This window comes from Photobacterium chitinilyticum (genome assembly GCF_004104355.1).
GTDB classification, from domain to species: Bacteria; Pseudomonadota; Gammaproteobacteria; order Enterobacterales; family Vibrionaceae; genus Photobacterium; species Photobacterium chitinilyticum.
On sequence record NZ_RJLM01000009.1, the window covers coordinates 115,569 to 139,472 of the forward strand.

22 protein-coding genes and 1 pseudogene are annotated in these 23,904 nt (G+C 47.3%); 16 read left to right on the plus strand and 7 right to left on the minus strand.

Annotated elements, in window-relative coordinates; all coding sequences use genetic code 11:
* The first annotated feature begins 120 nt into the window (after positions 1–120).
* Entirely contained in the window at positions 121–312 is a 192-nt protein-coding gene (locus EDI28_RS18985; protein ID WP_128785463.1) for a hypothetical protein, read from the plus strand.
* Between the two features lie 74 nt (positions 313–386).
* Here EDI28_RS18985 and mdh read toward each other — a convergent pair whose 3' ends face one another.
* Positions 387–1,325, minus strand: a complete 939-nt coding sequence (gene mdh, locus EDI28_RS18990; protein ID WP_128785464.1) for a malate dehydrogenase — start codon at positions 1,323–1,325, stop codon at positions 387–389.
* A gap of 377 nt (positions 1,326–1,702) precedes the next feature.
* Here mdh and argR point away from each other — a divergent pair, with 377 nt between their 5' ends.
* The 4 genes from argR to EDI28_RS19010 all read left to right on the plus strand — a co-directional run bounded on the left by argR (position 1,703) and on the right by EDI28_RS19010 (position 6,671).
* The gene (gene argR, locus EDI28_RS18995) at positions 1,703–2,173 is read left to right on the plus strand and encodes a transcriptional regulator ArgR (RefSeq protein ID WP_128785465.1); all 471 of its coding nucleotides are present in this window, start codon (positions 1,703–1,705) and stop codon (positions 2,171–2,173) included.
* Positions 2,174–2,464: 291 nt separating this feature from the next.
* Positions 2,465–3,433 (plus strand): TAXI family TRAP transporter solute-binding subunit, encoded by a 969-nt coding sequence (locus tag EDI28_RS19000; RefSeq protein WP_128785466.1) that lies wholly within the window; start codon positions 2,465–2,467, stop codon positions 3,431–3,433.
* 129 nt (positions 3,434–3,562) lie between these two features.
* Positions 3,563–6,139, plus strand: coding sequence for a TRAP transporter permease (locus EDI28_RS19005; protein ID WP_128785467.1), 2,577 nt, complete (start codon positions 3,563–3,565; stop codon positions 6,137–6,139).
* Between the two features lie 79 nt (positions 6,140–6,218).
* Positions 6,219–6,671 carry a universal stress protein gene (locus EDI28_RS19010; protein WP_128785468.1) on the plus strand — a complete coding sequence of 151 codons (453 nt, stop codon included), beginning with the start codon at positions 6,219–6,221 and terminating at the stop codon, positions 6,669–6,671.
* Positions 6,672–6,748: 77 nt separating this feature from the next.
* Here EDI28_RS19010 and EDI28_RS19015 read toward each other — a convergent pair whose 3' ends face one another.
* Positions 6,749–7,378, minus strand: a complete 630-nt coding sequence (locus EDI28_RS19015) for a flavin prenyltransferase UbiX (protein ID WP_128785469.1) — start codon at positions 7,376–7,378, stop codon at positions 6,749–6,751.
* On the minus strand, positions 7,375–8,736 hold the full coding sequence (gene mpl, locus EDI28_RS19020) for a UDP-N-acetylmuramate:L-alanyl-gamma-D-glutamyl-meso-diaminopimelate ligase (protein WP_128785470.1): 1,362 nt from the start codon (positions 8,734–8,736) through the stop codon (positions 7,375–7,377). Before mpl ends, EDI28_RS19015 begins: the two co-directional genes overlap by 4 nt.
* 210 nt (positions 8,737–8,946) lie before the next feature.
* On the opposite strand from mpl, the gene fbp reads away from it, so the two are divergent.
* From fbp to EDI28_RS19035, 3 genes are all read left to right on the plus strand, one after another.
* A complete protein-coding gene (fbp, locus tag EDI28_RS19025) occupies positions 8,947–9,963 on the plus strand; it encodes a class 1 fructose-bisphosphatase (protein ID WP_128785471.1) in 1,017 nt (338 codons plus the stop codon).
* 181 nt (positions 9,964–10,144) lie between these two features.
* The gene (ppa, locus tag EDI28_RS19030) at positions 10,145–10,675 is read left to right on the plus strand and encodes an inorganic diphosphatase (RefSeq protein ID WP_128785472.1); all 531 of its coding nucleotides are present in this window, start codon (positions 10,145–10,147) and stop codon (positions 10,673–10,675) included.
* A gap of 91 nt (positions 10,676–10,766) precedes the next feature.
* Positions 10,767–11,129: a rhodanese-like domain-containing protein gene (locus tag EDI28_RS19035; protein ID WP_128785473.1), complete on the plus strand. Its 363-nt coding sequence runs from the start codon at positions 10,767–10,769 to the stop codon at positions 11,127–11,129.
* A 20-nt stretch (positions 11,130–11,149) separates the two neighbouring features.
* On the opposite strand, the gene EDI28_RS19040 is transcribed toward EDI28_RS19035, so the two are convergent.
* The 3 genes from EDI28_RS19040 to tamA are packed head-to-tail and all read right to left on the minus strand — an operon-like array spanning position 11,150 to position 16,991.
* Positions 11,150–11,500, minus strand: a complete 351-nt coding sequence (locus tag EDI28_RS19040; protein ID WP_233353473.1) for a gamma-glutamylcyclotransferase family protein — start codon at positions 11,498–11,500, stop codon at positions 11,150–11,152.
* Positions 11,501–11,514: 14 nt separating this feature from the next.
* The gene (tamB, locus tag EDI28_RS19045) at positions 11,515–15,273 is read right to left on the minus strand and encodes an autotransporter assembly complex protein TamB (protein WP_128785474.1); all 3,759 of its coding nucleotides are present in this window, start codon (positions 15,271–15,273) and stop codon (positions 11,515–11,517) included.
* The gene (tamA, locus tag EDI28_RS19050; protein WP_128785475.1) at positions 15,270–16,991 is read right to left on the minus strand and encodes an autotransporter assembly complex protein TamA; all 1,722 of its coding nucleotides are present in this window, start codon (positions 16,989–16,991) and stop codon (positions 15,270–15,272) included. The genes tamB and tamA overlap by 4 nt, the downstream gene beginning before the upstream one ends.
* 172 nt (positions 16,992–17,163) lie before the next feature.
* On the opposite strand from tamA, the gene msrA reads away from it, so the two are divergent.
* Positions 17,164–17,799, plus strand: a complete 636-nt coding sequence (gene msrA, locus EDI28_RS19055; RefSeq protein WP_128785476.1) for a peptide-methionine (S)-S-oxide reductase MsrA — start codon at positions 17,164–17,166, stop codon at positions 17,797–17,799.
* A 47-nt stretch (positions 17,800–17,846) separates the two neighbouring features.
* Here msrA and EDI28_RS19060 read toward each other — a convergent pair whose 3' ends face one another.
* Positions 17,847–18,056, minus strand: a complete 210-nt coding sequence (locus EDI28_RS19060) for a DUF1107 domain-containing protein (RefSeq protein ID WP_128785477.1) — start codon at positions 18,054–18,056, stop codon at positions 17,847–17,849.
* Positions 18,057–18,375: 319 nt separating this feature from the next.
* Here EDI28_RS19060 and EDI28_RS19065 point away from each other — a divergent pair, with 319 nt between their 5' ends.
* From EDI28_RS19065 to EDI28_RS19095, 7 genes and pseudogenes are all read left to right on the plus strand, one after another.
* Positions 18,376–18,927 (plus strand): YtfJ family protein, encoded by a 552-nt coding sequence (locus EDI28_RS19065; protein WP_128785478.1) that lies wholly within the window; start codon positions 18,376–18,378, stop codon positions 18,925–18,927.
* 477 nt (positions 18,928–19,404) lie between these two features.
* Complete coding sequence (gene zrgA / locus EDI28_RS19070) at positions 19,405–20,070, plus strand: zinc uptake protein ZrgA (protein ID WP_438942809.1); 666 nt, start codon at positions 19,405–19,407, stop codon at positions 20,068–20,070.
* A 62-nt stretch (positions 20,071–20,132) separates the two neighbouring features.
* Positions 20,133–20,825 carry an ATP-binding cassette domain-containing protein gene (locus tag EDI28_RS19075; RefSeq protein ID WP_128785480.1) on the plus strand — a complete coding sequence of 231 codons (693 nt, stop codon included), beginning with the start codon at positions 20,133–20,135 and terminating at the stop codon, positions 20,823–20,825.
* Positions 20,825–22,084, plus strand: coding sequence for an ABC transporter permease (locus tag EDI28_RS19080; protein WP_128785481.1), 1,260 nt, complete (start codon positions 20,825–20,827; stop codon positions 22,082–22,084). The genes EDI28_RS19075 and EDI28_RS19080 overlap by 1 nt, the downstream gene beginning before the upstream one ends.
* 10 nt (positions 22,085–22,094) lie before the next feature.
* Positions 22,095–22,577: a DUF3299 domain-containing protein gene (locus tag EDI28_RS19085; RefSeq protein WP_128785482.1), complete on the plus strand. Its 483-nt coding sequence runs from the start codon at positions 22,095–22,097 to the stop codon at positions 22,575–22,577.
* Between the two features lie 281 nt (positions 22,578–22,858).
* Positions 22,859–23,758, plus strand: coding sequence for a TIGR03899 family protein (locus tag EDI28_RS19090; protein ID WP_128785483.1), 900 nt, complete (start codon positions 22,859–22,861; stop codon positions 23,756–23,758).
* Position 23,759: 1 nt separating this feature from the next.
* Positions 23,760–23,904, plus strand: a pseudogene (locus tag EDI28_RS19095) (IS630 family transposase); the annotation flags it as partial.

Consider the following 23,904-nt stretch of genomic DNA (forward strand, 5'->3'; position numbering starts at 1 on the left):
TAGATCTCGACAAGAAAGCCTGCCTCGTGCAGGTTTTTTTGATCTTCGGGGAGCAACAGAAGGATCGTATTCTTGTTCTATAGTTAAAAAAGATCCTGGCGATCTTAATGGAGGTCGATTATGCAAGCCAAAGATCTTAAAGCTGGAATGTGGGTGGAATGCCAGCAAGGCATTGCTGAAGTGATTGATGTTGATCTGGAACATAATACCGCCATCATCGAAAGTATGAATGATCACAAACGTATCAACATTAACTGCGATGATATTACAGAACAGCCTCAACTCCATACCGGGTGTGATAGCTACTATTAGCTTCAATTTCATCAACCGGGGTGCTCTAGACATAAAAAAGCGGCCATCGGCCGCTTTTTTTATCTCAGATCAGATTACTGCGCTGCGAATTCTTCACCTTTGGTGATATCGCCTTGTAGTGTATCCAGCATACTTTCCAGCGCATCTTGCTCAAATGCACTTAGCTTGCCGTAATCCATCACTTTTTCTACACCGTCTTTGCCAAGAAGAACCGGTTGAGCAAAGAAGCGTGCGTGTTTACCGTCACCCTCAACGTATGCACATTCAACCACACTTTCTTCACCTTGCAGCGCGCGAACCAAAGCAAGGCCGAAACGACATGCAGCCTGACCCATAGACAATGTCGCAGAGCCGCCACCCGCTTTCGCTTCAACAACCTCAGTACCAGCATTCTGAATACGTGGCGTCAACGCTTTGATTTCATCTTCAGTAAACTCAACGCCTTCAACCTGTGAAAGCAGAGGAAGAATAGTAACGCCAGAGTGACCACCAATAACTGGCACACGTACTTGACCCGGATCGATATCTTTTAGCTCAGCAACAAACGTTTCAGAGCGGATCACATCCAGAGTCGTTACACCGAACAGCTTGCGCTTGTCATATACGCCAGCTTTCTTCAGTACGTCTGCGGCGATAGCTACCGTGGTATTTACAGGGTTAGTAATGATACCCACACAAGCGTTTGGACATACCACCGCAATTTTTTCTGCCAGCGACTTAACGATGCCCGCATTAACATTAAACAGATCCGCACGATCCATTCCCGGCTTACGTGCAACACCGGCTGAAATCAAAACAACATCAGCACCTTCCAGCGCAGGAGTCGGATCTTCACCACCATAACCTTTAATCGAAACCGGAGTAGGGATATGGCTAAGATCGGCAGCAACGCCCGGCGTTACCGGAGCAATGTCATATAACGCCAGATCAGAACCCGCAGGCAGACGGTTTTTCAGAAGCAGAGCCAGAGCCTGGCCGATACCGCCAGCAGCACCAATTACAGCAACTTTCATTTTCGTTCTCCTTTACGATAGAAGTATATTTTTTTCAGACCTAATACCAATCAAATGAAGACACTATTCAGCTAAGGTAATGATTTCATTTGATTGGCTTTGATGAAGTTATAGCAACAAATAATGAAATACAATCAAACCCAACCAGCTTTGCGATGTCACGCATAAGCCAGAATAAAATGTGCTACATATGTATAACATTTCTCAAATTAGATTGCAGCCGTCAATATGTCAGAGAGGTATATCCACATAAATAATTATTCATTCAAACCCACTATAATGGTGACTAATACACCAATTTCCGTGAACATGGTTTGCTACCAACCAGAGGGTTATGCCAGAATACTGCACCTCGTCCCTGTATATGAAATTTACTTATGCGAAATTCAGATAAACAAGAACGCTTAGTCAAAGCATTCAAAGCTATTCTAAAAGAAGAAAAATTCAGCTCCCAAGGCGAAATTGTAGACGCCTTGAAAGCTCAGGGGTTCGACAACATCAACCAGTCAAAAGTCTCTCGCATGCTGACGAAGTTTGGCGCTGTTCGCACCCGCAACGCAAAGATGGAGATGGTCTATTGCCTTCCCGTAGAGCTAGGTGTACCAACCACCAGCAGCCCGCTCAAAGAGCTGGTAATGGAAGTCGACTATAACAGTGCGCTGGTTGTTATTCACACCGGGCCTGGTGCCGCTCAAGTCATTGCACGCCTATTAGATTCGCTAGGTAAGGCCGAGGGGATTTTGGGCGTAGTCGCAGGTGACGATACAATTTTCATTACCCCGACAAATACCATAACTACCGAAGAGTTGTTCAATTCGGTGTGCGATCTTTTTGACTACAGTAACTAAAAATCTCTCCGATCCTCTCTCTCCGCAAATGAGAGAGAGCTCACAATCAGAAAAACTTTCATGAATTGCATGTTACTGATACAAGTGCATGATTGATATAAATAATTATTCCCTTTCCCGCATTTTCAACTAGAGCTTCCCTCAGTAAACCAGCAAACAATCATTAACATAATTTTAATTTTCTTGTTCTCTTTTGCTATTATCGTTCTGATTTGCTTAAGCAAATATGCCTTTTCCACCGATGGAAAACATTTCCATACTGGAGATAACAACAATTAGGAAGGGACAAACATGGCATTAAAACAAATTGTTAAAATCAGTGCTCTAGCCGCTGCAGTTATGACTAGCGGCATGGCAAGTGCCCAGGAATTCATTACCATTGGTACCGGTTCTGTCACCGGGGTTTACTACCCAACGGGTGGTGCGATCTGTAAGCTGGTCAATAAAGATCGCAAACAGCATAATGTCCGCTGCTCAGTAGAGTCCACTGGCGGCTCTATCTATAACGTGAATACCATGCGTGCCGGTGAACTGGACTTTGGTATTGTTCAATCAGATTGGCAATACCACGGCTATAACGGTACCAGCAAGTTTAAAGAGCAAGGTTCTTATAAAAAACTGCGGGCTGTATTCTCGCTTCATACCGAACCCTTCAACATCATTGCCCGTACAGATGCCGGCATCAACGGTGTGGCTGATCTAAAAGGCAAACGAGTAAATATTGGTAATCCAGGTTCTGGCGACCGTGCGACAATGGGTGTCGTGATGGATGCGATGGGCTGGACCAAGGCGGATTTCAAACTGGCATCCGAGCTAAAAGGATCTGAGCGCTCTCAGGCACTATGCGATAACAAAATTGATGCCTTCGTCTATGTCGTTGGCCATCCAAACGGATCTATCAAAGAAGCGACGACTTCATGTGATGCCAAGCTAGTTCCAGCAACTGGTGCCGCTATCGATAAAGTCGTTGCCGATAACCCATATTACGCCAAGAGCACCGTTCCGGGCGGTATGTACAAAGGCACCAACGACGACGTAAACAGCTTTGGTGTTGCTGCGACGCTGGTTTCTTCAACGGATGTTTCCGATGATGTTGTCTACGCGCTTGTAAAATCAGTATTTGAAAACTTCAACACGTTCAAACGACTTCATCCGGCTTTTGCAAACCTGAAACCTGAGGACATGGTAAAAGACGGCCTGTCAATTCCTCTGCACCCAGGTGCGGTACGCTACTACAAGGAAGTGGGTTACCTAAAGTAACCGTTATTGGCTACCTTTATAAGGTATTAATTGCCTCTCATGCGCCGCACAAGCGGCGCATGCTATTTCACCTACCTATAAAAATAATAAAACTCGTATTTTTCCTAGTCCATCGAAGAAGGATTATGCATGACTAAGACAACCGAAGCGTCGACAGATGTGCAGGATATGGTGGCTCAGGCAGACACAGGTGCAAGAAATCCAGCAGGAATGGCTGGACGCATCTTATGGTTCGTTCCGCTATGTTGGTCACTTTTCCAGCTATGGTATGCCTCACCACTGCCATTTGTTTTTAATTTTGGTGTATTAAATGATACCGAAGCCCGCTCTATCCATCTGGCGTTTGCTATTTTCTTGGCATTTACAGCCTACCCGGCATTGCAGCGATCTCCTCGAGATCATATCCCGGTCGTTGATTGGATCCTCGCGCTGGCAGGCAGCTTCTCAGCCGCCTATATCTATCTTTTTTATACCGATCTTGCTGGCCGTTCGGGAGCACCAACACAACTTGATATTGTAATTGCCGTTATCGGCATGGTGCTATTGCTAGAAGCGACCCGCCGTGCACTCGGTCCACCATTGATGATTGTGGCAGCGGTATTTTTGCTGTACACCTTTGGTGGCCCGCATATGCCTGACGTTATTGCCCACAAAGGCGCAAGCCTGAACAAGGCAATGTCGCATCTATGGCTAACCACAGAAGGGGTCTTTGGTATCGCCCTTGGCGTATCGACCTCTTTCGTCTTCCTGTTTGTACTGTTTGGCGCAATGCTGGAGCGAGCAGGAGCAGGAGCCTACTTTATTAAAGTCGCCTTTTCTCTGCTTGGCCACATGCGTGGCGGACCAGCGAAAGCCGCCGTTGTGGCTTCAGGATTATCCGGTCTAGTTTCGGGGTCGTCGATTGCCAACGTGGTAACAACAGGCACTTTCACCATTCCGCTAATGAAAAAGGTCGGCTTCCCCGGCACCAAAGCCGGTGCAGTCGAAGTTGCCGCATCGACCAACGGGCAACTGACACCGCCGATCATGGGGGCAGCTGCTTTCCTGATGGTAGAATATGTCGGTATTTCCTATGTTGAAGTAATTAAAGCGGCACTTCTGCCCGCTCTGATCTCGTATATTGCCCTGCTGTATATTGTTCACCTCGAGGCCTGCAAAGCAGGCATGACAGGATTGAGACGACGCTACAAGCCGACTCTGGCACAAAGCCTGCTGTCATTTAGCGGTACTATCTTAGGCTTGGTCGTACTTAGCGCTGCTGTATATTACGGTATCGGCTGGACTAAAGATGTCTTTGGTGCGGCTGCTACGCCGATGATTGGTGTGATAATCCTCATTGCGTACGTCGCTCTCATTAGAGTTTCAGCCGACTATCAAGACCACTTGCTGGAAGATCCAGATGCGGAACTCACAGAAGTGCCGGATCCTGGTCCAACCATCAAATCAGGGCTCTACTTCCTGCTCCCCATTGTCGTCTTGGTGTGGTGTCTAACCGTAGAGCGCTTCTCCCCGGGATTATCAGCCTTCTGGGCCACCATCTTTATGATCTTTATTTTGCTCACGCAGCGCCCGCTGCTAGCAATGTTCAATAAAGAAAAAACAGTCAGCGAAGCCTCAGTTGAAGGTGCCGTCGATTTAGTAGAGAGCCTTGTTTCCGGAGCCCGCAACATGATCGGGATCGGGGTGGCAACAGCAGCAGCTGGTATTGTAGTCGGGGTAGTCACCCTAACCGGGATCGGACTGGTGATGACCGAGTTTGTCGAGTTTATCTCTGGCGGTAACATCATGTTGATGTTGTTGTTTACCGCGGTGATCAGCTTAATTCTCGGCATGGGCCTACCGACAACGGCCAACTATATTGTCGTATCGACTTTGATGGCCCCTGTTATTGTCACCCTCGGCGCACAGAGTGGCTTAATCATTCCACTGATCGCCGTTCACCTGTTTGTGTTCTATTTTGGTATTCTGGCCGATGATACACCTCCCGTAGGCCTGGCAGCTTTTGCTGCAGCTGCGATAGCCAAAAGCGATCCAATCCGCACGGGTATCCAAGGCTTTACCTACGATATCCGCACCGCGATCTTGCCATTTATGTTCATCTTCAATACCCAGCTGTTGATGATGAATATCGATTCCTGGTGGCACCTGCTCCTGACGGTCAGCTCGGCCATTATTGCAATGCTGACATTTTCGGCAGCAACCCAGGGATGGTGGTTCACCAAAACCAAATGGTGGGAAGTCATTGCCCTGCTTCTCATTACCTTCACACTGTTCCGTCCGGGTTTCTGGTGGGACATGGTTTACCCGGCAAAACATGAAATGCCCGGAGTCCTTATCGTTGATGCTGCCGATAAACTGGCGATAGGCCAGCCTATCGAGCTTCAGGTAAGCGGTGAAAACCTAGAAGGTAAACTGGTTAGCAAGCATGTGCTGCTACCATTTGATGAAGACGCCATCAGTGCCGACGATCGTATTGCATCAACGGGCCTGATGCTACGTCAGGAAGGTGAAAAAATGCTGGTTGATCTGGTTGAGTTTGGTAGCCCGGCAGAAGCTGCCGGCATTGATTTTGACTGGGAGATCACTCAAGTCAGCTTACCGGCTGTGAGACCGATGAAGGAATGGGTATTTATCCCGACGATCCTTTTACTAGGTGCTTTGGGGTGGAACCAGCGCCGGCGAGCCAAGCAGCTGGCACACGCATAAACTCGCCACTGACTTAAACAATACAGGTCTAAACTATAGGGAGAGTTCACTCTCCCTATTAAAAAATAAAGAGAATAATATGTATAAGCAAATTTTAGTGCCCGTTGATTTGAACGAACAGGGTTTTGCTGACAAAGCCGTCGAGCAGGCCGTCTGGCTGGCCAAGCAGTCCAACGCGACAATTCATTTACTGAATGTGCTACCCGGAATTCACATGTCGATGGTATCGAGCTACTTCCCGAAAGATGCCGCCCGTAAAATGATGCAGGATGCCCAGCACCAGCTGAAAGAATTCGCCAGCCAACACATTCCAGATGAAATTATTCATCATCAGCATATTTCTGAAGGAAAGACTTGGACCACAATTCTAGAGCATGCCAGCCGGATTGGTGCCGATCTGATCATTTTGCCGAGCCATAAGCGATCCAGACTCGACAAGGTTATGCTGGGCTCCGTCGCTTCCAAAGTCGTCGAGAACTCACCAATTAATGTACTGGTCATCAAACCTCAGGCGCACCTTCAAGATATCTAGCCAAATACCGGCTGCGCACTCCGATAATAGAAAAAGCCCGCTGAGCGGGCTTTTTTTACACCAAATATCTCAGCAGATCATTGGCGATGATCGTAGCCCCATCGCGGAACCAGTCCCTGTTCAACGCCGAGGTGATCGAGGATCCGGGCCGCCATAAAATCAACCAGATCATCAATACTTTCAGGCTGATGATAGAAGCCCGGAGCCGCTGGCATGATAGTCACGCCCATCTTTGACAGCTTAAGCATATTTTCCAGATGCAGTGTCGAAAACGGTGTTTCGCGTACGACCAGCAGTAGCTGGCCCCGTTCTTTCAGGACAACATCTGCCGCACGCTCCAGCAAATTATCAGACATCCCGTGTGCAACAGACGCTAACGTGCCTGCCGAGCACGGACAAACCACCATTTGCTTCGGCGCAGCAGAGCCCGATGCCACAGGGGAGAACCAATCCTCTTTGCCACACACTTCCAGCTTGCTAGCATCGCAGTCTAGGTGCTCGATCAGTGTCTTTTTAGCCGCATCCGGTCCGGCAGACAGCTTAAGGCCATGCTCTGTCGCCAAAACAACCCGGGCTGCCGATGAGATTAATAGGTACACTTGATAATCTGCCGCCAGCAGACATTCCAGCAAGCGCAGTCCATAAGGCGCTCCGGAAGCGCCAGTCCAGGCAAGGGTTATCCGCTTGTCTTGTGTTTTGCTACTCATGCGCTTTTCTCTGCCAACGCAGCCAGCAGCTTGTCATGAATACCACCAAACCCGCCATTACTCATCACCAGAATATTATCACCCGGCCGAGCGGAAGCCGTGATCTTCGCCACCAGAGCCTCCAAGTCGCTATCTGTTGTCGCAATCTGAGAACATGCCATCGCAATCTCATCCACCGACCAGGGGATAGTCTCGGGCTGGAAAATATAGACTTCATCCGCCGCTTGCAGTGCCGGTGCCAAATCCTGCTTGTGAACACCCAGCTTCATTGTATTTGAGCGCGGCTCTAATACCGCCAGAATACGTTCGCTGCCAACCTTGGCTCGCAAGCCACCCAGCGTCAGCTCAACCGCTGTCGGATGATGGGCAAAATCATCATACACCTTGATGCCATTCACCTCGCCTTTCAGCTCCAGGCGACGCTTGGTATTGATAAATGTAGCCAATGACTCGCAGGCCAAATCCGCAGTGACGCCAACATGACGGGCCGCAGCAATCGCCATCAGGGCATTGCTGACATTGTGATCCCCCACCAGATCCCAATTCACGACACCAGCAAGTTCACCGTCCAAATACACTTCAAACTGACTTCCATCCGCTACCAGCTTGCGTACCTGCCAGTGACCGTCCTCGCCGATATACTCCAGTTCACTCCAGCAACCCATTTCCAAGGTCTGCTGAATACTCTCGACATTATTGGGAGCAAGGATCCGGCCATTACCCGGCACAGTTCTCACTAAATGATGAAACTGACGTTGGATGGCTTTCAAATCATCAAAAATATCTGCGTGATCGAACTCCAGATTGTTCATTATCAGTGTTCGTGGTCGATAATGAACAAACTTAGAACGTTTATCGAAAAAAGCACTATCGTATTCGTCCGCCTCGACAACGAAGAACATACTTTCACCTAACCGTGCGGAAACGCCGAAGTTTCCAAGCACACCCCCCACCAGAAAACCCGGCTGATAGCCGCAATCTTCCAGAATCCATGCCAACATACTGGCTGTCGTGGTCTTTCCATGGGTGCCCGCCACCGCCAACACCCAACGATCATGCAGCAGGATCTCCTGCAACCACTGCGGCCCCGAGGTATAGCGCAGATTGTTGTCCAGAACATACTCCACACAAGGGTTTCCGCGGCTCATGGCATTACCGACGACCACCAGGTCAGGAGCAGGGGTGAGTTGAGATGGATCATAACCCTGAATAATTTCAACACCTTGAGATTCAAGCAAGGTACTCATTGGCGGATAAACATTGGCATCACAGCCGGTAACTTTATGGCCCAACTGTCGGGCCAGAATCGCTGCACCGCCCATAAATGTGCCGCAAATTCCTAGAATATGGATATGCATAACTGTCGGCTCACTGGATAAATTCTGTTAATTTCACGCTTATGTGTTACTTCAGTACCATAAAAAAGATCTTTATATACAATTCTTTATACGCAATTAAAGCACAAGAAAACAGGCGATAAGCCTAATATAGAGGTACTCAAACTGTCCGTATAGAGACATTGTACCTGACTTAACTGCCCCAATGACAACATGATGCAAGGATTGTATATGTCCGATATTAGAACCCTTGGTGAGTTCATTGTCGAGAAACAGACCGACTTCCCCCATGCCAGCGGTGAGCTTTCCTCACTGTTGGGATCAATAAAGCTTGCGGCTAAAATCGTGAACCGTGAAATCAACAAGGCTGGCTTGGTTGATATCACAGGATCGGTTGGCGGCGAGAATATTCAAGGTGAAGATCAGCAAAAGCTCGACGTCTATGCCAATGATAAATTCAAAGCGGCACTTGAAGCCCGAGATCAAGTGTGCGGTGTAGCCAGTGAAGAAGAAGACGAAGCCGTTGCCTTCAACAAAGAGCTAAACCTCAATGCGAAATACGTTGTTTTAATGGATCCATTAGATGGTTCTTCGAACATTGACGTAAACGTTTCCGTTGGTACTATTTTCTCGATTTACCGACGCGTTTCCCCTGAAGGCACCCCTCCGACTGAAGAAGATTTCCTTCAACCGGGACACCGTCAGGTTGCTGCTGGTTACATCATCTATGGTTCTTCGACCATGCTAGTTTATACCACCGGAAATGGCGTTCATGGCTTCACCTATGACCCTTCGCTCGGTGTATTCTGCCTGTCGCACGAAAACATGCAGATCCCGGAAGACGGCCAAATTTACTCAATAAACGAAGGGAACTATATCCGCTTCCCAATGGGTGTGAAGAAGTACATCAAGCACTGTCAGGAAGACGTGCCTGATGATAACCGTCCTTATACCTCTCGGTATATTGGCTCTCTGGTTGCCGACTTCCATCGCAACCTGCTAAAGGGCGGCATTTATATGTACCCAAGCACAGCAACCCATCCAAATGGCAAGCTGCGCCTGTTATATGAGTGCAATCCAATGGCATTTTTAATTGAACAGGCAGGCGGTCTGGCATCTGACGGTAAAAAACGGATCATGGATATCAAGCCGACAGAGCTCCACCAGCGAGTCCCATTCTTCGTTGGTTCAACCAATATGGTTCACAATGTTGAAACTTTCATCGAAGAATTTCCTGAACAGCACTAATCCCGATTAAAACATCCGACTAAAACAGGCTGCCCCGGTAGCCTGTTCCTTTATCTGCTTCCTTTTCAGACTCGCGACCCCCTTGAATGAAGCGGGCATAAAATAGACAACTCTTTAACAAGGTTGGTATTATAATTCTTACATCGTCAACAATTGGTTAACTCACTAAAAGGAACACATCATGAGCCTTAATCAGGTGCCAGCAGGAAAGGACATCCCTGAAGATATCTATGTTGTTATCGAGATCCCGGCGAATGCCGATCCCATTAAATACGAAGTAGACAAAGACACTGGCGCAGTATTTGTAGACCGATTCATGTCTACACCTATGTTCTATCCTTGTAACTATGGCTATGTAAACCATACTCTGTCACTTGATGGTGATCCGGTCGACGTACTGGTTCCAACCCCGCACCCTCTGGTTCCGGGTTCAGTGATCCGCTGCCGTCCGGTTGGTGTGCTAAAGATGACGGATGAATCCGGTGAAGACGCAAAAGTGGTTGCGGTACCGCATACTAAGCTCAGCAAAGAATATGACCATATTCAGGACGTCAATGATTTACCTGAGCTGTTAAAAGCTCAAATTACTCACTTCTTCGAACGTTACAAAGAGCTCGAAGCCGGCAAATGGGTGAAAGTCGATGGCTGGGAAGATGCTGCCGCCGCAAAAGAAGAAATCATGGAATCTTTCAAACGAGCACAAGAAAAGTAACTGTTTAGTTCTTTAAGAAAACGCTCCTTCTCTGGGTCTCTTACTAGGAGCGTTTACAATTCACGATATATCCAAAGGCTATCCGCGCAAAATGCGAAGCAAAATACGTCAACTATTACTATTTACCATTCTGCTCGCCACTCCAGTTCAGGCACAAGTGGTTACACCTGAACAGTTTTGGCAGCTGCATCAGCAGGGAAATCCACTGATTGTGGATGTTCGCACCAATGAGGAATTTATTGCCGGTCACTTGCCTAAATCAGTCAATATTCCCTTTAATGAAATCGACAGGCTGCCTTCAATAGCAAAAGACAAAACCCAACCAATCTTTCTTTACTGCCGCTCCGGTCGACGATCAGGGATCGCAGAAGAAGCTATCAGGCAGCAGGGCTATCTCTATATCTATAACGGTGAGAGCTATGAGGCACTGCTCGAAGCAATGCCACATCCCTAAATATTAGTGAGTTAAGTGCCTCACTTTCGACACCAGTCACCACTATGGATCAACGGTAAATCAATAACAGAAAGGCAATAAAGATAAATCCAGGCGACCCCAAATTCCGTATCGACCAATTCACGAGTGTACAACTCAGGGTATTCTTCCAGCTGATCGAGTAACGCCATTGTATTGCTATCAACATCATAGACTTCACCATACAGCGGAGTATGACTCGAAATACTCTTTTTAGCCCCAGGATAGCAGCCGAGATTAAACAGCGAATAACCAGATACAAGTTGGCAAGCTCCCAGCTTGGAAGCCTTTCCAAGGAAGCTATGATTAGACTGCCCCGTCCTTAGCGTACCGTAAACAAACACTCTTGCCACAACAGCACACCCCTTTAGTTAAACTCAAATTGGTACAGTAAATCGACAGCACTATCGAGGCCAGAAACAGCTTCAACATACAAATCAGTCAATAATCGGTATCTGACTGTAAATTCTGGAATTGAATTAAAAATTCCGACACCGTATTTTACCTGCAGACCTGGAGCTATATAGCCGCTAATCGTCACCTGAGAGTCATCACCGGAACCGGTTGTATCCAATGCCAAGTCTTGAACACCAAAGGCTTCTCCCACATTACCGACTAGTTGGCCACTCTTGGCAAGCCCCATACTGATCAGCGCTGTCGTCATCGCATCACCACTGCCACCACCGCCAGACTCGGTATCAAGGTTTTTACCACGCAGCAGGTAAGACAGCGCATTTTGCTGTGGCATAGCCGGATCAGAGAATATTTCCACGGTCGGCTCATCGGCAGGGCCACTGACCCTGATCCCGGCAATCACATCATCCTCAACATTATTAGGGTCTCGGATTGCCTCGATAGCAAGATAGGGTTGATCAGCCGGGCCATTAAACAGGATCTGTCCCTTGCGGATCACCAGCTCCTGGGCAAACGAACGATAGGTACCATCTCGGAGATTCACTTCACCATACACGAGCGGCCCCTTATCCTTCTGGCGCACATTCAGCTCGCCAACCAGCCTAGATTCCAGTCCGAATGCTGACAGTTTTACGTTCTTGCCAATATTGACCGAGATATTGGTTTTTATCTCAAACGGTATTACCGGCTCTGCTTCTATAGGTTGCAAGTCTCCGGTTAATAGAACTTCATCATCAGAAACTGACACTGCCGACTCCGGTAGCTGATCAATAGTGATCCGTCCCCACGGAATGGCCACATTGCCAGTGATCTCAGCATATTGAGGTGCCGCTTTGATGATAAGATCCGGCGAGACTTTCAGTGCCAGCATTGGCGGCATACTGACTTCAAGATCGCGGGCATTGACCTGTAGCTCTGACTTCCAATTCGCCAAGTCTTGCCAGTCACCGCTGCCTCGTAACAGCAACTTGCCATCAGGCGTGATGATGTCGCCGTGCAACGTCGCATTGTAACCGTTAAACGTCGCGGTAATGTCCCCCTTCTCGACATCAAGTGGAACCTTACGCCCGATAGCTTCTAGTTTTGTCAGCTTAAACACGCCATTCACCGCAGGATGCATCACCGGGCCGGCAACTGCCAGATTGGCATCAATCTGGCCGTCAAACTGCTCATAGCCCTTAATCAAGGGCGCCAGAAAACCCAACATTAAGCGATCAATATTAAGTTTTGCCTCCAGCTGTTGCTCTCCTGTCAGCTGAGTCACCCTTGCTCGGCCAGAGATGTCACCGTTGTCTGTTAGTGCAACCAGCCAGTCTGCATTCAGGATATCCTGCTTCATTTCGGCGTTAACCGTCACTTTTTCCCAGCCGACCGTCAGCGCCGGAGCTTCTGGATCATCTTGCTGAGAAACTGAGCCTGCAGGCAACCGAATCTGCGCCTTGACATAAGGAGATGCTTCCGGAGCCCAGGTTGCTTCCATATTGGCATCAACTTCACCTTTCAACGTCACGGCATCAGGGATATACGGTGCAATACGCTCAAAACCAAAATTGTTGATAGCAACCTTAGCATGGCCCGATGTTCCGGCTTCCAACGCTTCGGTTAGGCATAATGAGGATGCTTCCTGCTGCCAGCAATGGGCAGCAACATTTACTAACTGAGTTTTGAAGTTATAACCCAGCGTCGTCGAGCTGCTGAGCCGCCATGGGCCTATTTCCGTATCAAACTCACCTTGTTGTAACACGCCTTTCCAACCCACTTTACGATCTAGCTGCCCCGACAGACTGACGTCGGCACTCACCGGCTCAGCATCAACATTAAGTGTAAGGCTATGCTGGGCTTCAGTCCCCTTGAAAATCAACGCCAACTCAGCAAGCTTGAACGAATCAAATTCCCCTTCAGCAGCCGTCAGCCGAACGTCTGCCTTTAATACTGGCATCGGTGTTACCCGCCCTTGTAGCACAAAACGCTGCAGGCTTACCTGATCCTGCCAACCAAGCGCTTCACCATCTAGCTGAAGATCAATATCCGGCTCGGCTATCTTGCCCGACAGCTCGACGGCTCCTTTAACTCGACCTCGCAACCCCGGTAGTGACTGAGCCAAATTAGGCGCATCAACCTGTGCAGACATCGCCCATTCTTTGCTCAAGGAACCTTTGGCCGTTAACCCGTTTGGACCATGCTTTAATCTTAAGCGATCTGTTACCAGTTGAACGTCCCCTTTACCTGCTTTATCGTTGGCGTCTAGCTGGCCGTCCAGCGAGAACGGCTGCTCTAATACCACGCCATCGACGAATAACTCGGGCAGCTCTACAAACCAACCACCTTGCTTGGTCAGGCCGCCTGAAGTACGTAGCCTACCGCTGAGATCCCCCTTGGCGTCCGGCCATTCCAAGCCAGGCTGAATATGGCTAAAATCTAACTTGCCCTGCCAACTAACTGATTCTTTCCAATTAGCCTTGGCATTTCCGGAAATTGTTCCACCAAGCGTGTCAACAACCAACGTGTCCAGACTGACCTGAGTAAGATCTCCTTGCCCTGTTAAGTCAGCGGCGACGGCAGGCATAGGGTCTCCGTCGACCTTGGTTTTAGCCTTGAACTTAAACCCATTCAAATTCCCTGCTGCCGTCATAGCGGTATCAGTGACTTCAAACTCAGCCTTTTTGTCGATAGGCCATTGAATATGCTGGCTTGAGAGGCTGAGATCAAAAGGCAGCAGCGGATCTAGTGGAGACAGCTTACCTGTCAACAGCGCATCCAGCGTGCCTTTAAGGCTGGCATCAAGCGAGAGCTCGGCCAGCGTGCCACCAGCTTGTAGCTTGAGCTTATGGTTCTGGAGCGGAGCCATGGCAATATCAATAGCCGCTTCCAGCTGTAGCGGGTAGTCGTCGGATAATGAGATATCGGCACTTGCATCCAGCTTGGCCTGCGGTACATCCACAATTACCTTGCTTAGCGAAATATCACTGCCCCGCGTCGATGCGGTAATATCCAGCACATTCACTCGCTGGGGAGTCTCACCGTTCAGAATAAAGTCTTTCACGGTGAAACGCTGAATATCAATGGATAAAGGCAGCACGACCTCTGGCAATACCACAGGCTCGCGTACTGGTTCGGCTTCTGCTTTGCTTGTGGCGCCGTCATCACCGGAAGCAGGAGCCAGTGTTAGCCCGATATCCCGCCACTCAGTCGGCTTCAGGATCAAATGACTTCCAGTGATTTCCGCTGCCGTTGAGAAATGCTGCCAAACAACCTTATTGCCCAGAATATTCAACGCAATATCATCAAGCGCTACACGATCTACCCGAATAGGCAACGGCATCACAATTTCAGTCACTGGCTGAGAGTCAGTATCCAGGTCTTCAACTTCTGACTGTGACGGGGGCAGCTCCGGCATTGCAAAACGAACGCCCGAGACTCCTAGCTCTGTCACGCAAACAGCAGGAGTGAGCAGGCAGCTGTCATCGATAACCAACGTCAGATTATCGGCAGCCAAATCAAGATAAGGGTCTTTGTAACTCACCTGACCAAGCGTAAAGCCTTTCAGCAAGCTACCAGAGCTGTTAACAATAGATAATGCAGGCAAAACCTTTTGAGCCCCCCATACGGCCACTTTAACGCCCGCAGGGGTATACAATAGTGATGCGACAGCGATGACTAATACCAATAGCAGAGCCAGCAGCCCTAACGTAATACGTTTCACCCAGATCATATTTCAGGCCCCAGAACAAAATGGAGCTGGAACTTATCGCTGCTCTTATCCAGCCCCCATGCAAAATCAAGACGAATAGGCCCGACCGGCGATGCCCATCGCACACCGGTGCCCACTCCTCGGTACCAATCCGGGGTATCAATCCAGGCGGAACCATAATCATAAAAGACGGCTCCCCACCAGTCACCGTATACACGATACTGATACTCAAGAGTCGAGGTCAGCATGTAGGTACCACCACGCAGTGCGCCCTTGCTGTCTTTCGGCGCAATCGACTCGTAACTATAGCCGCGAAGACTATTGTCGCCACCGACAAAGAAACGCAGTGATGGCGGCACATCTTCTATCCGATCAGCAATAACCGCACCACCATCAACCCGCAACAGGCCTCGATGGTCCTTACCGGAACTGCGGATCCAGGCACTTCGTCCCCTAAATCTCGCCAATCGAGTATCTGAACCAAAGGCAGGGTCGGAATACTCAATCGAGATCAGCTGTTTGTCTCCCCATGTTGGCATAGCACCGCCACGTAACCGGGTTTTGTCATAGCTAATCCCCGGAAGTACCATAGCTAGTACGCCGCTCTCATCAGCCCCCTGCTTGTAATCTTCATAAAGCAGACGCACAGAGGCAACCCGCTTCCAGCCAGATTCAAGACGCCAGTGCCGTTCAAGACCAAGGTTATATTCAGTACTGACCGTGTCATGGTTATCCACATATCGAATACCACCAATGACCTGGTAGTAATCATTTAAGACATCATCAAGAGGGATTTTATAGGTTGCCTCAATCTTGGGTTGCACCTTTGAGATCTCGGTCTTTACATTAAGGCTGTGGCCGGCGCTGTTAATCCAGGGTTTTCGCCAGTTGAACTTCAGGCGCATCCCGACGTCGGTTGAATAGCCAATACCGGTTTCAATTTGGTTTCTGACCTGGGGCTCCAGAGCGACTTTAACCGGTACGCTACTATCAGTGAGGTTCGCCACATCACCTCCGACAAATATCGATGAAAACCAGCCGACATTTGATAATCGCTGATTAAATTCACCAAGGGTAGAAGCAAGATAAGGATCCCCTTCGTCATAGGGGATCAAAGACTGCAATCTGTCTTCTTCAATTTGGCTACCAGTAAACAGCGTTTTACCAAAGTTATAACGTTGTCCAGCCGCAAACTCGATAGTAATAAAAGCTTCGTTACGGGTTGGCGCAACTTCCAATACACTTTTCTTTAGTTCTGCATCAAAATAGCCTTTTCGCAGTGCCATACTACCCAAAGAAGACTTAAACGATTCATACTTTCCATGGTTCAACGTTTTGCCAAACCCGAGTCCGCTTTTCCTGATCAAGGCAAGGAAATCCGGATCGGCCTCCGCCATTCCTGTAATGCGGATGTCACTTCTTGCTATTGTTGTTTTCGGTCCGGCATTCACAGTTACGATCAATTCAGTGTCTTTTCCATCCTTCTCAACTTGATAGGAAAATGTAGGCTGATAACGCCCCAACGCTTTCAGGGCATCTTTGATCTCGCCTTCCAACTGTTCGCGAAAGCGTATAGAAATGCTGTAATCATCTTCAGGAATGGCTGAGACATAGGCCTCAACATTATTCTCCAGGCTTCCTTTCAACCCCTTAATGGCCAGTGTTGTATCTGCAAAAACCGGAACAGAAGCAACAACAGCAATTGCGGTAAGGCTAAACCGCTTAACGTTTTTATTCATTATTATTTGGCTTCACTAATAAAAGCTTTCTTTTTGTTTGTCGCGCGCAGTAATAATTCTGACAAAGGGCGGCCATAAGTGCCAACATTAAATAGGTGTAAATCAATCTATATTGATTGTCTGCCAAGATTCCTCTACTTTCTCTGTAAAGACAATGTAAAAGGAAATAACAATGTCAGAAAAGAAACAAATCATGGTATCACCGGAAGCAGCACTCATTGGCAGAGCGACACCGATTCTTCCCTCTCAACCACATGCAGTCAATGGCACTCCGATTAATGATAATAAGCCACAGGAGGTAGAGGAAATTATCGTAGGTATGGGCTGCTTCTGGGGAGCCGAGAGGTTATTCTGGCAACTTGATGGGGTCTACAGCACCTCTGTAGGGTATAGCGGCGGATTTACACCAAACCCAACCTATGAAGAGGTCTGCACAGGAAAAACCGGTCATACCGAAGTTGTCCGTGTTCTCTTTGCTCCAGCCCAGATAGCGCTACAACAACTGCTCTGCCGATTTTGGGAAAGCCATAACCCAACCCAAGGGATGCAACAAGGCAATGACGTGGGTACGCAATACCGCTCAGTTATTTATACGACTACCCAGTCTCAACTCGAGCAGGCACTACAGAGCAGGGGACACTACCAAGAAGCCTTGAAGCAACAAAAAATTCCACATGTCATCACCACTGAGATCGAGCCAGTCGGCAACTACTATTTTGCAGAAGATTACCATCAGCAATATCTCGCTAAAAATCCCGGCGGATATTGCGGTTTAGGTGGAACAGGCGTTTGCCTGCCTCCCCAATGAGCCCATAGTCTCACAGTCTCATAGCTAGAGTTTGAACCTGACTCTGGCTATACCGCTTCAGCGGCCAGTAACTGGATTTCTCTATTTACCTCAGAAAGCACATTCAGCGCTTTTAAGTCCTGTTTTTTTGGCGGCAGTAAGCGGCCACAATCAAATTCAAATCCGCCGACCCCCATAATAAATATCCGACCACGAAAGTAACTCTTTACGTAGCGTGCAACCTGATTTGGACGATAATGTTTGAAAACTCTTAGCATATATCCCTCGCAACACTGATAAAGCAATAGACCCCGCCATATCAATAATGTTTCAATCTTCCGTCTAAATTAAAGCAACTTGCTTGCCATACTTAGTGGCATATCCCTGAAAGTTGCATCAAGCCAAGTAACCACTGTAGAACAGAATTATCGCAAGTGCATAGAAAGCTATGCCCTAATTATTCGAGGATCGCACCTATACGCCCGGTAGAATATCGAATATTTAGTGATTCAGATCGACTATTCCCTACTGGTTTTACCAGTTATTTTAAGCTGTTCTAAGATAATGGAGCGTCTAACAATAAATGGAATAAATACAATGAATAAGAAGCCAATGATTGCTTTACTTGCTGCATTATTACCAGGCCTTGCATCTGCCCATACTATCCAGGTTGGTGAAACAATCCCCGCAGCGACAGTATCAGACAAAGGTGAAATCACCATACAGGGAGATGATATCGCCTATCAGAACTGGAGTAGCTCGCAGTTACCAGGCAAAGTCAGGGTTATTCAGGCAATCGCGGGACGCAGCTCCGCGAAAGAAATGAATGCTGAACTCATGCAGGCAATAACCGCTGCAAGCTTACCTTCAGATAAATATCAAACAACAACTATCATCAACCAAGATGATGCGATCTGGGGAACCGGCGGTTTTGTCGCATCATCGGCAGAAGACAGTAAACGTGAGTTTTCATGGTCTTCCATGGTGCTTGATGCCGAAGGCAATGTACATGCAACCTGGGAGCTTCAAGAAGAAAACTCGGCAATCATCGTTTTGGACCAGGAAAGCAAAGTATTGTTTGTCAAAGAAGGAAAGCTCAATCCTTCGGAAGTCGAGCAAGCACTTGGCTTAGTTAAAAATAATTTGTAACGAACTCCAACTAATCCCCTCTCGTTAACAACAAAGCCATGACCAACAGCAAAAAGTAATGTTATATTATTACACTTATGATTTGGTGATGGCTTTTGTTTCTATAGTGTTCCGTTTCAACTCTCGGTGGTTACACCTCTGTGCAATACTCTGTATCGGTTTAATCTGCGTGATTGGACCGTTAAAGGTATTGCATAAATTTGAAATAGACAGCAGCCATCATCATGTGCAGAAATGCAGTATCTGTCACTTAGTGCACGATACAACCACGGTTATTGAATTCGATTCCTTGCAGGCTCAAATGCCTGCACAACATAGTCGCAAAGCAATCGTTCTAAAAGGCTATAGCCTCCCCTCGCCTCCATTAGCCAGATCACCACCGATAACAGCCTGATACTAAAAAATTCATATATTCACTATTATTTTTAGACCGGAGTTATCATGACTTTCCCTTACCGTTTCTCATCGTGTGCACTAATGTTAAGCACACTGACAATGTCTACCACTGCATCAGCAGAAGACGCTTTTCGCCAGCACGACGCTCATGTACACGGTGTCGTTGAATTCAACATTGCCCAAGACGGCAAAGACTTACTGATGGAGATCACAGCCCCGGGTGCGGATGTTGTTGGTTTTGAACATGCTCCAAGCAACAAGCAACAACAACTGCAACTAGAAGGCGCGATTGCACAGCTTAACAATGCCGGAGAACTCATTGCTTTCTCCTCGGCATCAAACTGCCTACTGGCCGACGTCCATGTCACCGAAACATTGACGGCTGATGAAGGCCATGAAAGTCATGCAGGACACGATCATGATGAGCATGACCATGACAGCCATGCGGAACACGATCACGACGAGCATGACCATGACAGCCATGCGGAACACGATCACGACGAGCATGACCATGACAGCCATGCGGAACACGATCACGACGAGCATGACCATGACAGCCATGCAGGCCACGGTGATTTTTCTGCTCAGTATGTTTTCCGCTGCGAGAACATTGAACAACTAACCTCCCTGCAGGTTAACTGGTTCCGCCATTTCCCGACCACAGAAACAATCACCGTCCAGGCGATTACAGAATCGAACCAAAGCACTGCACAGCTAACGCCGACCGATACGGTATTTAAATTCTAATCTTTGGCTTAATGCGATAATCCATTCACGATGGGGGACTTCCCCCCATTTCAGGGAAAACTATGAACGTTATTGAACTCACCGACATAACATTCCGCTGGCCAAAGCAGACGGAGAATCTCCTCGATATTCCATCCTTGACGATAAAGAAAGGTGAAAAAGTCTTTCTGAAAGGCCCCAGCGGGAGTGGCAAGTCTAGCTTATTAAGTTTACTCGCAGGGATATCACAACCGACCACTGGCGAAATTAGCCTCCTGCAGCAATCTTTTAGCCAGTTAAAAGCAACACGCAGGGATCAATTTAGAGCAAACCACATTGGCTATATTTTCCAAATGTTCAACCTGCTTCCTTATCTATCTGTGATCGATAATGTATTGATACCGTGTCGCTTTTCTCGTCAACGAAAAAACCGCCTATCAGGAACCATGGATTCAGAGGCTAAACGCCTATTAAGCCAACTCCACTTACCTCAAGAATGCCAAGAACGACCAATCAATGAGCTGAGTATCGGTCAACAACAACGTGTCGCGGCTGCAAGAGCCCTCATAGGCCAGCCGGAGTTATTAATCGCAGACGAACCAACCTCCGCACTAGATCATGACAACCGAGAAGCATTCATCCAATTACTCATGGCTGAGTGCGATAAAGCAGATACAACCTTACTTTTTGTTAGCCATGACGAAACACTAGAATCATTATTTGACCGCAGCATTGCACTCAACGATTTAAATCAAGCAGCAAAAGGGGTCAGCTAATGGGCGCAATACTTCGACTAGCATGGCAAAGCCTGACCAACCGCAAAACAACTGCATTTCTCACCCTGCTGACAGTCGCCATTTCCGTCACCCTCCTGCTTGGGGTTGAAAGAGTACGTACTCAAGCCAAATCCAGTTTTGCCAATACAATTTCAGGTACTGATTTAATTGTTGGATCTCGTTCTGGCCAAGTAAACCTACTCCTGTATTCCGTATTTCGAATCGGTAATGCCACCAACAATATTGATTGGAAGAGCTATCAGGAAATCAGCCAACACCGCTCGGTAAAATGGTCAATTCCAATATCTCTTGGTGACTCACATCAAGGATACCGAGTTATCGGCACCAACCAATCCTACTTTTCTCATTATCAATATGGTCGAAAACAGACCCTCAGTTTTGCCGAAGGCCGACAATTCACCGGGCTATTCGAAACCGTCCTAGGAGCAGAAGTTGCTAATAAGCTGAATTATCAACTTAATGACGAAATCATTATCGCCCACGGCATTAGTGATAAATCATTTAACCGTCATGATAATTTACCATTCAAAGTTGTCGGAATACTTAAGCCAACAGGAACACCGGTAGATCGCAGCGTCCATGTCTCTTTAGGCGCAATCGAGGCCATCCATATTGGCTGGGAATCCGGAGCAAAATTAGGTAATACACCTGACGCACTAGCACTGGTAAATCATCAGTTCGAGCCAAAGCAAATCACCGCCTTCATGCTTGGCCTCAACTCCAAAATACAAACATTTGCATTGCAGCGTTATATCAACACGTACACTAAAGAACCGCTGAGTGCCATCATGCCAGGTATTGCTCTCCATGAGCTTTGGGGGATGATGTCAATTGCAGAACAGGCCCTTCTCGTCGTATCGGGATTCGTTGTCATCGCCGGTCTTCTAGGAATGCTGACGAGCCTACTAACCAGTTTGAATGAAAGACGTCGCGAAATGGCTATCTTAAGAGCGATGGGGGCACGCCCAAGCCATATTTTCTTCCTTTTAGTAAGTGAAGCAACGGTATTAACAGCGTTGGGAGTTGCACTTGGCACACTATTGCTTTATAGCCTTATGACTATCGCACAGCCATTCATCCAACAGCAGTTTGGGCTATTTATCGAGATTACTGGGCCAACTTCTTATGAACTGCTCTTGCTTGGGATTGTTCAGCTAGCAGGCATCACTGTTGGTATTCTCCCAGCCCTACGAGCTTACCAACACTCACTTGCAGACGGCATGACAATAAAAGTTTAAAGGATATAAAATGAAGAAATGGTTAATTACACTATGTTGCTGGTTCCCCTTAATGAGTCACGCCAGCGATGTCCTCACTCTCGATTGGATTGATCTAGTACCTGAACAAGAACGGCAGCTATTCAACAGCAACAGTATGCCAGTGCTCAACCACGAAAGTGAGGCAGCTAAACAATCTATGATCGGAAAGGTACGTAATGAGCTGAATGGAAGCAAAGTGAAGATACCTGGTTTTGTTATTCCATTGGAAGGGGATGACAAGGCTATCACTGAGTTTTTACTTGTCCCTTATTTTGGAGCCTGTATTCATGTTCCACCACCGCCTCCCAACCAAATCATTTATGTAAAATTTAAAAAAGGGGCACCAATACAACAGTTGTGGGATGTTGTCTATGTGGTTGGCACTTTGCAAACTCAGCATATCAGCCATGATATGGCAGAAGCCGGCTACCTATTAGAAGGCACAGCGTTAGAAGAGTACGATGATATGTAATATCCGCAACTCATCTCGCCATTAAATTCACTGGCTTATTTTGCTTACTACTTTAAACATGCATTGCAAGGTAAGTCAGTATCGTGGCATAGCCTAATACCAGCAGCACATCAGTTAGTCGTTTACCAGACCTATTCATCAGTACCTCCTTCATCACTCGTACCATAAACGTTAAACACGCAACAAATTTAACCACTCATTAACACAAAAGTCACGCGTATTGCCAAAATATACGTTCAACTGGTAAAACTATAATCAGACTTTCCAACTTTGAGCTCGCGATGAACAATACAGACAAGGACACAAAAACAGACACTAAGACCCCAACAGTGCCTACAGTGAAAAAAGAAGAAAACATTAACTTCACACGAAGCAGTCAGGCCCGAACTAAAGAACTCGCCAGCTATTACGCTGTAAGCCATCTCGTCTCTAGTGATTCAGACAAAGATATCGCAGAAAGAACTGAATATAGACAGCAAAAAGAAACTCAGCATGAACAAGAAAATCTAGAACGTATATTCAAGTTAGCTTATGACAGCTGTAGTGATGAAAGAGCTGGGGAGCCAGATCCCGATTGGCTTTATCATTTCATCTCCATCGCAAAGCATATTCGCGGAGCATCAATGCAAAAGCTCTGGAGCCGGGTACTTAAACAAGAAATCATTATTCCTGGATCTACTTCCTTAAAAGCACTAGATACGCTGAAAAAAATGACCCAAAAGGAAGCTCAAACCTTTCACCGAGCCTGCATGTTAACCTGCCATTTTGGTAACGATGAGAGTAAAAAACTCCTTACCAGCATAAAAGTCCGGCATGGTGCTCTCTCGTTATTTCGCCCCCCATCAAGCGATAAGCTAGCTTTGGGGAGTTATCAGTTACCTTACTCTAATTTATTGGTGCTGATGGAGCTAGGGTTGTTACTCCGCAGCGAACTGGAGTCTGGCGAAATCAACATAGAATCCCCCCTCGCATTTGGGTATCAAGACTCGCGTTATCTACTTATACCAACCAAGAAAAGGGTTACCTTAACCTATTACCGTTTATCGCCGGTAGGCCAAGAAATAGCGAGTTTGCTAGGAAATAAAAACCATGAACCCTATAGAGAAAGCCTCCTTGAATTACTAGCAAAGCACTTCATTGTTGAAAAAAATGAAGGCTCCCAATTAAACCTAGCAACCTAAATTCAAAATTGAAACGATCCTTAAGATCCCTGGCCACATAAGGCTTGAGAGTGTTGATATCTGGTTTCAGGATGAAGCTAGGTTCGGCCAACAAAACACCACAACACGCCTTTGGGCTGCAACAGGTTCTCGTCCGAGAGCAGTAA